The organism is Microbacterium sp. SA156 (assembly GCF_049065455.1).
GTDB classification, from domain to species: domain Bacteria; phylum Actinomycetota; class Actinomycetes; order Actinomycetales; family Microbacteriaceae; genus Microbacterium; species Microbacterium barkeri.
In genome coordinates, this window is record NZ_JBAKGU010000001.1 from 50,576 (window position 1) to 63,761 (window position 13,186).

Annotated in this window: 12 protein-coding genes; 7 read left to right on the forward strand and 5 right to left on the reverse strand. The window is 72.1% G+C overall.

Going from position 1 to position 13,186, the window contains the following annotated elements; genetic code table 11:
* Positions 1-94: 94 nt before the first annotated feature.
* The 3 genes from ACOWU6_RS00220 to ACOWU6_RS00230 are packed head-to-tail and all read right to left on the reverse strand — an operon-like array spanning position 95 to position 2,648.
* Positions 95-1,216 carry a 5-(carboxyamino)imidazole ribonucleotide synthase gene (locus ACOWU6_RS00220; protein ID WP_421074313.1) on the reverse strand — a complete coding sequence of 374 codons (1,122 nt, stop codon included), beginning with the start codon at positions 1,214-1,216 and terminating at the stop codon, positions 95-97.
* A gap of 36 nt (positions 1,217-1,252) precedes the next feature.
* Positions 1,253-1,813, reverse strand: a complete 561-nt coding sequence (locus ACOWU6_RS00225; protein ID WP_421074314.1) for a PH domain-containing protein — start codon at positions 1,811-1,813, stop codon at positions 1,253-1,255.
* Positions 1,814-1,865: 52 nt separating this feature from the next.
* Positions 1,866-2,648 (reverse strand): biotin--[acetyl-CoA-carboxylase] ligase, encoded by a 783-nt coding sequence (locus ACOWU6_RS00230; protein WP_421074315.1) that lies wholly within the window; start codon positions 2,646-2,648, stop codon positions 1,866-1,868.
* 274 nt (positions 2,649-2,922) lie between these two features.
* Between ACOWU6_RS00230 and ACOWU6_RS00235 the strand changes: the two genes are divergently transcribed.
* From ACOWU6_RS00235 to ACOWU6_RS00260, 6 genes are all read left to right on the forward strand, one after another.
* Positions 2,923-3,753, forward strand: coding sequence for an endonuclease domain-containing protein (locus ACOWU6_RS00235; RefSeq protein ID WP_421074316.1), 831 nt, complete (start codon positions 2,923-2,925; stop codon positions 3,751-3,753).
* 216 nt (positions 3,754-3,969) lie between these two features.
* A complete protein-coding gene (gene purE / locus ACOWU6_RS00240) occupies positions 3,970-4,437 on the forward strand; it encodes a 5-(carboxyamino)imidazole ribonucleotide mutase (protein ID WP_282979736.1) in 468 nt (155 codons plus the stop codon).
* 11 nt (positions 4,438-4,448) lie between these two features.
* Positions 4,449-5,879 (forward strand): LCP family protein, encoded by a 1,431-nt coding sequence (locus ACOWU6_RS00245; RefSeq protein ID WP_271173829.1) that lies wholly within the window; start codon positions 4,449-4,451, stop codon positions 5,877-5,879.
* Complete coding sequence (locus ACOWU6_RS00250) at positions 5,876-6,952, forward strand: glycosyltransferase (RefSeq protein ID WP_421074317.1); 1,077 nt, start codon at positions 5,876-5,878, stop codon at positions 6,950-6,952. Before ACOWU6_RS00245 ends, ACOWU6_RS00250 begins: the two co-directional genes overlap by 4 nt.
* A 96-nt stretch (positions 6,953-7,048) precedes the next feature.
* Positions 7,049-7,924, forward strand: a complete 876-nt coding sequence (locus ACOWU6_RS00255; RefSeq protein WP_271173827.1) for an ABC transporter permease — start codon at positions 7,049-7,051, stop codon at positions 7,922-7,924.
* A complete protein-coding gene (locus ACOWU6_RS00260) occupies positions 7,924-8,685 on the forward strand; it encodes an ABC transporter ATP-binding protein (protein ID WP_271173826.1) in 762 nt (253 codons plus the stop codon). Before ACOWU6_RS00255 ends, ACOWU6_RS00260 begins: the two co-directional genes overlap by 1 nt.
* Positions 8,686-8,709: 24 nt before the next feature.
* Here the strand turns inward: ACOWU6_RS00260 and ACOWU6_RS00265 are convergent, their stop codons facing one another.
* A complete protein-coding gene (locus ACOWU6_RS00265; protein WP_271173825.1) occupies positions 8,710-9,618 on the reverse strand; it encodes a glycosyltransferase family 2 protein in 909 nt (302 codons plus the stop codon).
* A 1-nt stretch (position 9,619) separates the two neighbouring features.
* Positions 9,620-10,921 (reverse strand): UDP-glucose/GDP-mannose dehydrogenase family protein, encoded by a 1,302-nt coding sequence (locus ACOWU6_RS00270; protein ID WP_324012313.1) that lies wholly within the window; start codon positions 10,919-10,921, stop codon positions 9,620-9,622.
* A gap of 184 nt (positions 10,922-11,105) precedes the next feature.
* Here ACOWU6_RS00270 and ACOWU6_RS00275 point away from each other — a divergent pair, with 184 nt between their 5' ends.
* A complete protein-coding gene (locus ACOWU6_RS00275; protein ID WP_421074318.1) occupies positions 11,106-13,184 on the forward strand; it encodes a hypothetical protein in 2,079 nt (692 codons plus the stop codon).
* Positions 13,185-13,186: the final 2 nt, after the last annotated feature.

A 13,186-nucleotide genomic window follows, 5' to 3' on the forward strand; every position in this document is an offset into this window, starting at 1 on the left:
AGTCGCGGCCGCCGCGCGCGACTTGGAGGGCACACACAACGCCCGTCGTGAAGCTGTGTGGTGCGGCGACACCGCCCTCGGAGACCCGCGCGGATCAGTCGAAGAAGGCGGCAGCCGCGCGCGCCTCGTACGCGGCGTCGTCGAGCTCATCGGCGGCGACGTTGACGTGCCCGACCTTGCGACCGGGGCGCGGCTCCTTGCCGTAGGTGTGGATCTTGGCGAGCGGATGCGCCGCCATGGCCGCGGCGAAGCGGTCGGTGAGCTGCTCGCCCTGCGGGCCGCCGAGGATGTTCACCATGACGACCGCGCCCGCGGCGACGTCGGGAGCGCCGAGCGGGAGGTCGAGGACCGCGCGCAGGTGCTGCTCGAACTGACTCGTCACGGCGCCGTCCTGCGTCCAGTGCCCGCTGTTGTGCGGGCGCATCGCGAGCTCGTTGACGAGGATGCGGTCGTCGACGGTCTCGAAGAGCTCGACCGCGAGCATGCCCGTGACGCGCAGCCCCTCGGCGATCGACTTGCCGAGGCGCGCGGCGACCTCCATGAGCTTCTCGCTTGCGTCAGGCGCGGGCGCGAGCACCTCGGCGCACACGCCGCCGCGCTGCACGGTCTCGACGACGGGGTAGGCGACCATCCCGCCGCTCGGGCGACGCGCCACCTGCTGCGCGAGCTCGCGGCGGAAGTCGACGAGCTCCTCCACGAGCAGCGCCTCGCCGTCGAAGTCGGCGAACCAGTCGGCGACGTCCTCCGGGCGGGAGACGACCTTCACGCCCTTGCCGTCGTAGCCGCCCCGCGGCGTCTTCACGACCGCGCGCCCGCCGTGGTCGTCGAGGAACGCCTGCAGCTCGGACGGCTCGGCGACGGCGGCCCAGTCGGGCTGCGGCGCGCCGAGCTCGGCCAGGCGGCGGCGCATCACGAGCTTGTCCTGTGCGAAGCGCAGCGCGTCGGGGCCCGGGTGCACCGCGACGCCCGCGTCGACGAGCGCGTGCAGGACGTCCTGCGGCACGTGCTCGTGGTCGAACGTGATGACGTCGACGTCCTTCGCGAACGCGAGCACGGTCTGGGCATCCCGGTAGTCGCCCACGGCGGCCTGGGCGAGTGCAGCCGACATGCCCTCCTGCTCGGCGAGCACGCTCAGCTCGATGCCCATCTCGACCGCGGGAGCGATCATCATCCTCGCGAGCTGGCCGCCGCCGATCACACCCACACGCATCGTCATGCGTCCATTTTGACGCATCGGCGGACCCGCGAACGATCAGCCGCGGGGCGCGGGCAGCTGGTGCCCGAACGAGAAGCCCTGCGATTCGCGGTGCGCCTGGATCTGGCTCATCTCGACCTGGTCGGCGAGCACCTCGTGCACGAGGCCGGCGTCGGGCACGTCCCGCAGCACGAGCGGCGCCGTGACGCCGTCGGACAGCACGAGCGTGCCCGCTCCCCACATCCGCTGCAGCACCCCGCGGCGGAGTCGGATGGAGTAGCCGCGCGTGTGCGAGAGCTCGCTGTGGTCGCGGGCGAGGAGGCCGCGCTTCGCGATCACGCGCCGGGTCGTGATCGTGTACGTGCGGGTGAGCCATGCGAGCAGCGGCAGGACGGCGCCGAGCAGGACGACGGCGCCCGCCGCGGCCAGCAGCATCCAGTCCTCGAAGGGAGCCGGCAGGTTGCCGAGCAGGAAGCCCGTCGCGCCCGCGGTGGCGATGACGAGCAGCGCCGACCAGGTGAGCCGCCTGGCGTGGCCGTGCAGGCGCGCCACGAGCAGCTCGGGCGCGGGGGCGACCGGCGGCGTGGCGGGCCGACCCGCGAATCCAGGCGTGCTCATGCCCCCATTGTCCGCGACGCGGGCAGGACTCCGCCGCGCCGCGCCGGGCCGCTCAGCGGACGTGCACGACGTCGCCGGCCGAGACCGCCACGCGGTCGCCGTCCGCGACGACGATGAGGCGCCCGTCGGGAGCGAGCTCGGTCGCGCGCCCCCGCAGCGTCATCCCATCGGGGAGGGACACGGCGACGTCGCGGCCGAGCGTCGTGCACACGGCGGTCGCCGCGGCGTGCGCTCCGGACGCGACGGCGTCGCCGCCCGCCGGGGCGAGACCGCGGAGCAGGTCGTCGAGCGCCGTGAGGTAGTCCGCGACGAGGGCGTCCTCGTCGCACTCAAGGCCCAGCGCGGGGAACGACGTCGCCGTCGGCACGGGGAGGTCGATCGGCTGCAGGCGCGTGTTGACCCCCGTGCCGACGATCACGGCGTCGGGGTCGGCGGTGCCCTCGGCCAGCACGCCGCAGATCTTCCGGAGCTCGTCGCCCTCGTGTGCGACGAGCACGTCGTTCGGCCATTTCAGGCCGACCCGGATGCCCGGGGTCTGCGCCGCGACCGCACGCTGCATCGCGACTCCCGCGACGAGGGGGATCCAGCCGCGCCCGGCGAGGGGGAGATCGGGCACCCGCACGACGACCGACAGGGCGAGCGCGGCGCCCGGAGGCGCGACCCAGCGTCGGTCGAGACGCCCGCGCCCCGCCTGCTGGTCGTGCGTGAGGAGCACCCCGAGGTGCGGCCACTCCTCGCCCTGCGCGATCGCGCGCGCGAGGTCGGCGTTCGTCGACCCCGTCTGCGCGACCTCGGCCATCCGCCCTGCCACCGTGCGCGTCCGCTCCCAGCTCACCCGTCGACCCTAGCCGGATGGCCCTGGTCGGCGTCGCAGCGGGGCGTTCCGCCCCGGCGACAGCAGGAGGATCCGCCGAGTTCAGGGGCGCACGGCCGAATCCGTCCTGCTCTCGGCGGATTCTCCTGCGGCGGGCGATGGCGACGCGGGGCGGGCCCCACGGGGCAGCCGGGGCGCCGACACCCTGTGCACAGCCGCGTGCGCCGCCGCGGGTCCGTCCACAGCGCGAAGGAGTGGCGCTCGCCGGACGCTCCGCGGGGGCCAGGCTCTCCGCATGTCCCTGCGCGCACTCCTCTCCGCCCACGGCGGGTACCGCCACCGCCGCGATCTCCTCGAGTCGGGGTGGTCGCCCGATCGCCTGCGCCGTGCGGCCCGCGCCGAGGGCATCGCGCTGCTGCGCCGCTCCTGGCTCGTCCTTCCCGAGGCGCCGGCAGAGGTCCACGCCGCGGCGCGGCTCGGCGGGCGCATCACCTGCCGAAGCGCGCTCGAGCAGCACGGGCTCTGGTGCCCGCCTGGTTCGGCCGATGCGATCCACATCGCGCTCGCACCGAATGCGCGCGCCGGCGAACCCGGCGTGCGCGCGCACTGGGCGTCGCCCGTCGTCGCCGTCGCACCCCGGACCCTGCTCGATCCGATCGAGAACGTCCTTGCGTGCATCGCGGTGTGCGCGGACGGCGAAGCGGCGTTCGCCGTGTGGGAGTCGGCACTCGCGCGGACCCGGATCTCCGCCGACGCCATGGCGCGGACGAAGTGGGGCAGCGTCGCGGCCCGTGCGCTCGCCGCGGAGGCGGGAGTCCGATCCGACTCGGGCGTGGAGTCGCGGTTCGCGTACCGCTGCCGCCGCGCGGGCATCCCCTTCCGGCAGCAGGTGTGGCTCGCCGGTCGCCCCGTGGACGCCCTCATCGGCCGTCGGCTCGTCGTGCAGCTCGACGGCTTCGCCTTCCACAGCGACGCGCGTCAGCGGCGCGCCGACATCGCGCACGGCCGGGCGCTCCGCCTCCTGGGCTTCACCGTCTTCCGCTTCGACTACTTCGAGGTGATGCACGACTGGGACCATGTCGAGTCTTCGCTGCGCTCGGCGATGGCGCAGGGGCTGCACCTCTGACCGCTGCGAGGGAAGGAGATCCGCGTGAGCGCAGGACGATGCCCCCGCAGTGGTCCTGCTCTCGGCGGATTCTCCTGCGCTCGCGCGGACGCCGAGGGGATGGCGGATGGCGCGGGCCGGGGGAGCGAGGCGATGTCGCTCCCGGCGATTTCCAGGGTCTCGCCCTAGCCTTGTCGGGTGCTGAACTCGTCCGAAACGCCCCTCGTCGGCGTCGTCATGGGCTCCGACTCCGACTGGCGCGTCATGGTCGACGCCTCGACCGCTCTCACCGAGCTCGGCATCCCGCACGAGGTCGAGGTGGTCTCGGCGCACCGCACGGTGGACAAGCTCATCCGCTACGGCCGTGAGGCGCGCGGCCGCGGACTCCAGGCGATCATCGCGGGAGCCGGCGGCGCGGCCCACCTGCCCGGCATGCTCGCGTCGGTCACGGCGCTTCCCGTGATCGGCGTCCCCGTGCAGCTGAAGACGCTCGACGGACTCGACTCCCTCCTGTCGATCGTCCAGATGCCGGCGGGGATCCCCGTCGCCACGGTGTCGATCAACGGCGCCAAGAACGCCGGCCTCCTCGCCGCGCGCATCCTCGGCACCGCCGATGCCGCGATCGCCGACCGCATCGAGGAGTACGCCCGCGACCTCGAGCGCCAGGTCGAGGAGAAGAACGCACGTCTGAAGGGCTCTCTGTGACGGTTGCCGCCATGGCACGCACCCGGACGCCGCTGCGATCGAGCGCTCTCGTCGAGACGCGCCCGATGCGGCACCCCGACGCGGCCGATGCGGCGCTCATGACGCGCCGCGGATGGTGGCTCGTCCTGCTCGGCTGGGTCATCCCCGGGTCCGCGCAGGTGCTCGCCGGCAGCCGTCGACTGGGCCGCTTCGGCCTGGGGGCGACCCTCCTGTCCTGGGTGCTCGTCGCGGTCGGCGCGCTCGCGCTCCTGCTCTGGCGCGACGGCGCCATGACCATCCTCCTCAACCCGCTCGTGCTGCTCGCTCTCGCGGCGATCGTCGTCGCGTACGGCGTGCTCTGGATCGTCCTGTCGATCGACACCCTGCGGCTCGTCCGGCTCGTCCGGACGCAGAGCCCCGCGCGCTTCGGCATCGCGGCGCTCGCGATCCTGCTCATGGTCGTCACGGGCGGCACGGTGGCCTACGCCGCGCCGCGCCTCGTCGCGGCCTCCAACGCGCTCGGCTCGATCTTCGCCGCGAGCGCGCCGGTCGTGCCGCCGAGCGAGGGCTACTACAACATCCTCCTGCTCGGCGCGGACTCGGGCGACGGCCGCGACTCCATGCGGTTCGACAGCATCTCGGTCGTCTCCATCAACGCATCGACCGGCGCCGTGACGATCACCGGCATCCCGCGCGAGCTGGGCGCCGCGCCGTTCAGCGACGGCAGCCCCATGCAGGCGCTCTACCCGAACGGGTTCGAGGGGCACGCCGATCCGTCGTGCGGCTGGGACGACTGGATGAACCACATCCGCCAGGCCGCCGAGATCTGCCGCGAGGACCAGGGCGCCTCGCTCTACCCCGACGCCGAGCGCCACGGCTCGTCGCCGGGCGTGGAGGCCACGAAGGACGCGGCCGAGGGCGTGACCGGCCTCGAGATCCCGTACTACGCGTTCATCGACATGAACGGCTTCGCGGCGCTCGTCGACGCGCTCGGGGGCGTCGACATCGAGGTGTCGCAGCGCCTGCCGAAGGGCGGGGGGCCCGCGTACGAGGGCCAGCCGGCCGAGGACTGGGCGATCGGATGGATCGAGCCGGGCGCGCAGCACATGGACGGCGACACCGCGCAGTGGTACGCGCGCTCCCGCTACACGACAAGCGACTGGGACCGCATGCAGCGGCAGCGGCAGCTGCAGGAGGCGATCCTCGCGCAGTTCACGCCGGAGAACGTGCTCACGCGCTTCCAGGACGTCGCACGCGCCGGCACCGCGATCGTCGAGACCGACATCCCCCAGTCGCTCCTGCCGACCTTCCTCGACCTTGCGGTCGAGGCGAAGAGCCAGGCGGTGACCTCCGTCGAGCTGACGCCCGAGGGGCCGATCGCGGTCGACCAGGAGTCGCCCGACTTCGCGGCCATCCACGCCTACCTCGAGAGCGTCCTGCACCCCGAGGAGTCGTCGGGATGACGGTGCGGCTGCGAGTCGTCCTCGACCAGCTCGCGGCACCCACCGACCCCGATCTCTCCGCGGCCGCGCGCGACCTCGCGCGCATGCTCATCGAGTCGGCGCCCTCGGGATGCGTCGTCGACGCGATCGCGCCGGCCGGAGAGCCGCTGCGCCTGGACGGCATCTCGAGCGAGAAGCGCCTCGCTCTCGCGCGCCGGGAGCTCGTCGCGGCCTGGCGGATGGGCGTGGCCGCGGGCGCCGAGGGCGGCCTCATCCACGCGCCCACGCTCCTCGCGCCCCTCGTCCGGCATGACCGGGCGAAGGACCACGCGCAGACCGTCGTCACGCTGTGGGATCTGCGCGCGTGGGAGGCGCCGGGCGAGCTGCCCCGTGCGGCGGCCGCGCTCGAGCAGGCGCTCCTGAAGCGCGCGCAGAAGCACGCCGATGCGATCGTCGTGCCGACGCATGCGATCGCCGACCGCCTCGCCGAGCATGCCGCGTTCGGTCCGCGCGTCCGGGTCGTCGCCGGTGCGCCGCCCGAGGGCTTCTCGATCCCCAGCGACGTCGACGCGCGTCGCCGCGACCTCGCGCTGCCCGCCCGCTACATCGCGGCGTCCGGAGGAGCTGCGGCGTCCGACGGCCTCGCCCGCGCGCTCGCGGCCGCCCGCGCCGTCGACGCGGACGTCGTCGTCATCGACGTGCCGGAGGGGCAGGACGGCGCGGTGCGGGAGATCGCGGACGCCGTCGGCGCCGATCCGCAGCGCGTTCGGACGCACGGCTCGCTCGATCGGGGAGACCGCGCCGCGGTTCTCGCGCACGCCGCGGCGTTCGCGGCCGGGTCGACGCGGGCCGCGTGGCCCTGGCGCGTCGTCGAGGCGATGGCCCTCGGCACCCCCGTCGTGGCCGCCGACTGCGACGGACACCGCGAGGTCGTCCTCGACGGTGGCGCGGTCGTCGACGGCGCCGAGATGGGCGACGCGCTCGCGGCGGCGATCGACGACGAGCGGATGGCGCTGCGCGCGCGGGATCGGTCGCGCGCGTTCTCGTGGCACAGCGCGGCGGAGAAGGTCTGGCAGCTGCATGCCGAGCTGTGACGCCGCGCGCTCGGGGCTGGCCTCCAGGTTGCCCGCGGGTGCGGCGATAGGATCGCGTGTGGCTTTTTCCCGATTGACGAGGCAGGGCGCGCACCAGTGACGACGATCGATCTGTCGGAATACGACGTCCCCGGCCGAGGTCGCGGACTGGCGGATGTGTTCCGCTGGCGGTATCTGCTCCGCCTCCTCGTGCGCAAGGGCACGGCGACGCGCTACCGCAACTCGGTGCTCGGCTGGACGTGGTCGTACGTCAAGCCCGGCATCCAGTTCCTCATGTACTTCCTCGTCGTCGGCTTCATCTTCGACGGCAACCGGGGCATCACGAACTTCCCGATCTACCTCTTCGCCGGTCTCGTCGCCGTGAACTTCTTCAACGAGGCGTTCGGCAACGCGACGACGGCCATCGTGGACAACCGCGCCCTCGTGAAGAAGATCTACCTGCCGCGCGAGCTCTTCCCGATCTCCGCGATCATCGTGGCGTTCATTCACTTCCTGCCGCAGCTGGCCATCCTCCTCGTGGTCAGCCTCATCTACGGCTGGCTGCCCACGTTCGCGGGCCTCGGTGCGATGCTCCTCGGGATGGTGCTCATCGCCGCGCTCGCGCTCGGCCTCGGCCTTTTCTTCGCGGGCATCAACGTGCGCTACCGCGACGCGCAGAACTTCGTCGAGATCATCCGCATGGTCTCGACGTGGGCGTCGCCCGTGCTCTACGCGTGGACGCTCGTGGAGGAGAAGGCCACGGGCTGGATCCTCCACCTCTACATGTCGAACCCCGTGACCATCGCGGTCGAGCTGTTCCACTGGACGTTCTGGGAGCCCACCGTCCCGACGAACGCGGACGAACAGCCGCACGGGTTCCCCGAGCACTTCCTCGTGTACCTCGGGATCGCCGTCGCGCTGTGCGCGGTCATCCTCGTCATCGGCCAGCTGACGTTCCGCCGCTTCGAGCGCACCTTCGCCCAGGATCTGTGATGTCGAACACCCTCACCGTCACGTCGGCCACGAAGCCGGCGATCGTCATCGACCACGTGTCGAAGCTCTTCCTCAAGCGCAACACGCACTCCTTCAAGGAGGCGTTCATCGGCTGGATCCAGCGCAAGAAGGTCCGCAGCGACGTCTTCACGGCGCTCGACGACGTGAGCTTCCAGATCGGCGAGGGCGAGTCGGTCGCCGTCCTCGGCTTCAACGGATCCGGGAAGTCGACGACGCTCAAGCTCGTGTCGGGCGTGCTCGAACCCGACAAGGGACGCGTCTTCACGCGCGGCCGGGTCGCGGGCCTCATCGAGGTCGGCGCCGGCTTCCACCCCGAGCTCTCGGGGCGCGAGAACGTCTACCTCAACGCGGCCATCCTCGGCATGAAGCAGGACGAGATCGAGGCGCGCTTCGACGACATCGTCGCGTTCAGCGAGATCGGCGACTTCATCGACACCGAGGTGAAGCACTACTCCTCGGGCATGTTCATGCGGCTCGCCTTCGCGGTCGCGATCCACGTCGACCTCGACGTGCTCCTCGTGGACGAGGTGCTGTCGGTCGGCGACGCGCCGTTCCGCCAGAAGTGCTACGCGAAGATCGAGGAGCTCACGGCGAAGGGCGTCACGATGCTCGTCGTGAGCCACGACATGGGCACTGTGAAGCGCCTGTGCTCGCGCGGGATCTTCATCCACGAGCACAAGGTGCTCTTCGACGGCCCGATCGACGAGGCCGTCGAGCTCGTCCGCACGACGCCGCACTGATCGCGCGCGACGCCGTGCGGCCGGTCAGCGGGCGAGGCGGCGCCGCACCTTGTCGTAGCCGCGCTGGAGGACGTTGAGGCGGCCCACCTCGCGGCGCACCTCGTCGCGGATGCCGTTCTCGACCTCGACGAAGCGCCGGTCGATGAACTTCGTCAGGTAGAGCACGAGGCCGAGCCCGTGCTCGTCGACGTACGCGCGCAGCGCCTCATCGCGGATGAGCGCATCGTGCTTCTCATGATCCCCGCGCGACTCGATCACGCTGTTGCCCGCTGCGCCGTCGGCGCCGGTGCGCTGGTGCCAGTACGCGTACGGCTCGTCGGCGAGGTACTCGAGGGGACCGCGCGCGAGCACGCGCAGGTTGAAGTCCCAGTCGCCGACGACGGGGAGCCGGTCGTCGTACAGGCCCAGCTCCTCGTGGAGGCTGCGGCGGTACACGAAGCCGATCGGCACGTACCGGTTGAACAGGAGCGTGTCGGCGAGGGTCGGCACCGCGAGCTGCGGCTGGAACACCTCGCGGCGGACGGCGACGAGGCGGTCGCCCTGCTGCTCCTCCCACACGATCTCGATGCGGGACACCACGCCGCCGCGCTCGGGGTGGGCGTCGAGGTAGGCGGATGCCCGCTCGAGGAACTCGGGATGCCATGTGTCGTCGTCGTCGTGCAGGACGAGGAGCGGCGCAGAGGTCGCGAGGACCCCCGCGTTCGCGCTCACCCAGCGCCCGCGCGACGTCTCCGAGTGCACCGCGCGCACACGCGCGCGGTGCTCGTCGGGGAGCGCCGCGATGAGCGCGTCGACGACCGCGGGCTCGCCGCCGTCGTTGACGATCACGGCCTCCCACGCCGTCAGCGTCTGGCCCGTGATGCTCCGCAGCGCCCTGCGCAGGAAGTCGGGGCGGTCCTTGGTGCGGACGACGATGGCGACGCGGGGGGTCATGTCAGCGGCCCATGCCGTGGTAGGTCCAGCCGGCGTCGCGCCAGGTGGTGGGGGTGAGGATGTTGCGGCCGTCGATGATGACGGGGCGGGCGACCTTGTCGCGGGTGGTGTGGGGGTCGAGGTCGCGGAAGGCTTTCCATTCGGTGGCGATGACGACGGTCTCGGCGCCGGTGAGGGCGTCGTCGAGGGTGTCGGCGTAGGCGAGCTGGGGGTGGGCGCGGCGGGCGTTGGGGATCGCTTCGGGGTCGTAGGCGATGACGTCGGCGCCGAGGCCCTTGAGGCGGACGGCGACGTCGAGGGCGGGGGAGTCGCGGGTGTCGTCGCTGTCGGGCTTGAATGCGAGGCCGAGGACGGCGACGCGGTGGCCGTTGATGTGGTCGGGGAAGCTGTCCACGGCGAGGTCGACCACGCGCTGGCGGCGGCGGAGGTTGATCTCGTCGACGTGCTTGAGGAACGCGACGGATTCGCCCTTGCCGAGTTCCTCGGCGCGGGCGGTGAAGGCGCGGATGTCCTTGGGCAGGCAGCCGCCGCCGAATCCGACGCCGGCGTTGAGGAAGCGGCGTCCGATGCGGTTGTCGTGTCCGATCGCGTCGGCGAGCTGGGTGACGTCGGCGCCGACGGTCTCGGCGATCTCGGCCATCGCGTTGATGAAGCTGATCTTGGTGGCCAGGAAGCTGTTGGCGGCGACCTTGACGAGCTCGGCGGTGGCGTATCCGGTGACCAGGCGGGGGGTGCCCGCGGCGATCGCGGTGTGGTAGACGGCGTCGAGGGTGGCGGTGTCGTCGGTGCCGGTGGTGTCGGAGACGCCGTACACGAGCCGGTCGGGCTCGATGGTGTCCTTGACCGCGAAGCCCTCGCGGAGGAACTCGGGGTTCCAGGCCAGGTGCGCGCCGGTGGGGGCGATCAGCTCGGCCAGGCGGCTGGCGGTGCCGACCGGGACGGTCGACTTGCCCGCGACGAGGTCGCCGGGGCGCAGGTGGGGCAGGAGGGACTCGACGGACGCGTTGACGTAGGTCATGTCCGCGCCCGTGCCGTCGTGGCGCTGCGGGGTGCCCACGGCGATGAAGTGGACCTGCGCGCCCGCGGCGGCGGACATGTCGGTCGTGAACGACAGGCGACCCGATTCCAGCCCCTGGGTGAGGATCTCCCCGAGCCCGGGCTCGAAGAACGGCGTCTCGCCCGCGGCGAGCTTGGCGATCTTGGCCTCATCGACATCGATCCCGACGACCTCGTGCCCCAGCGACGCCATCGCCGCCGCATGCACCGCACCCAGATACCCGCAACCGATCACACTCAACTTCATGACGCCTGAAACCTCTCTGGCCGACTCGAACGCGCCGGGCCGGGGACCGGGCCGTGCGACGCAACCCGTCAATCCTCCCATGGACCCGCCCGGCCACCCTCGGAGCGACATGGACGCGGCCCGCGCGGCAGGCCCGGCGCCATCCGCCCCTTCTCAGAGCTTTCACATCTGTCACACTGTTCACATGCGTGCACCCTCTCGCACGTCGGCGCACGCGCGCGGACGTCTCGCTCTGTCGACCCTCGCGGTCGTCTCGCTCCTCGCGGGCGTCCTCTCCGCTGCGAGCCCGGCCCTCGCCGCGGCGCCCGACGCGGATGACGAGCCCGTCATCTCGGCGACGACGGCCCCCGGCGTGCTGCCGAGCGCGCCGCCGCTCCCGTCCGCGACGCCGAGTGCGTCGCCGACCCCGAGTGCCGCACCCACGCCGAGCGCGACGCCGACGCCCTCGCCCACCCCCGGAGCGCTCACCGACGAGGAGATGGACCGCGTCGCGCAGGACACGACGCTCGACGCCGCGGTCGTCGAGGAGGGCGCGGAGCTGCGCGCGAGCGCGGTGAGCCTGGTCGGGTTCGACCCGGGCAACATCATCAGCGACGCCGTGTTCTACGACAGCGGGTCGATGAGCGCCGCCCAGATCCAGGACTTCCTGAAGCGCAAGGTGCCGACCTGCCAGTCGGGGTACACCTGCCTCAAGGACTTCCGCGCGAGCACGACGTCGCGCAAGGCCGACGCGTACTGCACGAAGCCCTATCAGGGCGCCTCGAGCGAGTCCGCCGCGACGATCATCGCGAAGGTCGCGCAGGCGTGCGGCATCAGCCCCAAGGTGCTCCTCGTGATGCTGCAGAAGGAGCAGGGACTCGTCACGCACACGTGGCCGAGCTCGTGGCGGTACACGATCGCGATGGGCATGGCCTGCCCCGATACGTCGGCCTGCGACACCCGCTACTACGGCTTCCAGAACCAGGTCTACGGCGCGGCACGGCAGTACCAGATCTACGCGAAGTCCAGCTGGTTCGACTGGTTCCCGGTCGGGAAGGTGTCGCAGGTCCGGTATCACCCGAACGCGTCGTGCGGCTCGGGACCGGTCACGATCCGGAACAAGGCCACGGCGAGCCTCTACTACTACACGCCGTATCAGCCCAACGCCGCGGCGCTGCGTGCCGGGTACGGCACGGGCGACGCGTGCTCCGCCTACGGGAACCGGAACTTCTACAACTACTTCACCGACTGGTTCGGGGCGACGCGCGGGCCGACGTCGGGTCTCATCCGGACGCCGAACGGAGACATCTTCCTCCTCAACGGCGCGAGCAAGGTCCACGTCGCGAGAGAGCTGCTCTCGGCATACGAGGCCGCCTTCGGCTCGTGGCGCTCGGTCTCGGCGGACGAGGCGGCGCGATACCCGACGAAGGGCACGTCCTCGCGCTTCATCCGCAACGCGTCGACCGGCGACATCTCGCTCCTGCAGGGCGGCCAGCGCCACCGCTTCACGACCTGCACGCAGGTCTGGCAGTGGGGCGGCAGGTGCGGCACGGAGCTCGCCCTCACGGCCGGCACGTACACGGCGGTCAAGCAGGGCGCGACGATGACGAACGTCGCGCGCCGCACGTGGAGCGGCACGACGCTCCACCTCATCAGCGGCTCGAAGCTGCACCCGCTCTACGACGCCGCCGCCGCGGCGGCACTCGCGGGATCGTCGAAGCCGTTCGCGGCTGTCATGCCGCCGTCGGGCCTCTCGCGCTACACGATCGGCGAGGTCCGGTTCGCGCCCGGCTCGTGGGTCAAGCGGACCTCGTCCGCCCGGGTGTACCTCGCGACCTCCGACCGCCGCCTCGTGTACCTCCCGAGCTGGGGCTTCGCCGACGAGTACGGCCTCGGTCGCGGCGTCGACGCGCACGTCCCGGGCGCGACGCTCACGGGGTACGCCGACAAGGGGAGCCTGAGCCTCTTCGCCCGCTGCGGCGGCACGACGTACTTCGCCGCCGGCGGCAGGCTGCGTGCCGTGACCACGACGGCGGGCTTCGCGGTGACGACGCTCGACACGGCGACGTGCCGCGTGCTCGACCTCTCCGGCGGGCGCGTGCCCGGCCGCATCTTCGTGAAGTCGGCCACGAGCGATCGCGTCTATGTGCTCGACGGCGGGCGCCTGCGCCATGTGACGTCGGTCGCGGCCGTGCGGCGCCTCAACGGGGGAGCGTGGCCGACCATCCTCACCCTCACGGCGCAGACCGTGGACTTCCTGCCGAAGGGCTCGGCGGTCCGCTGATG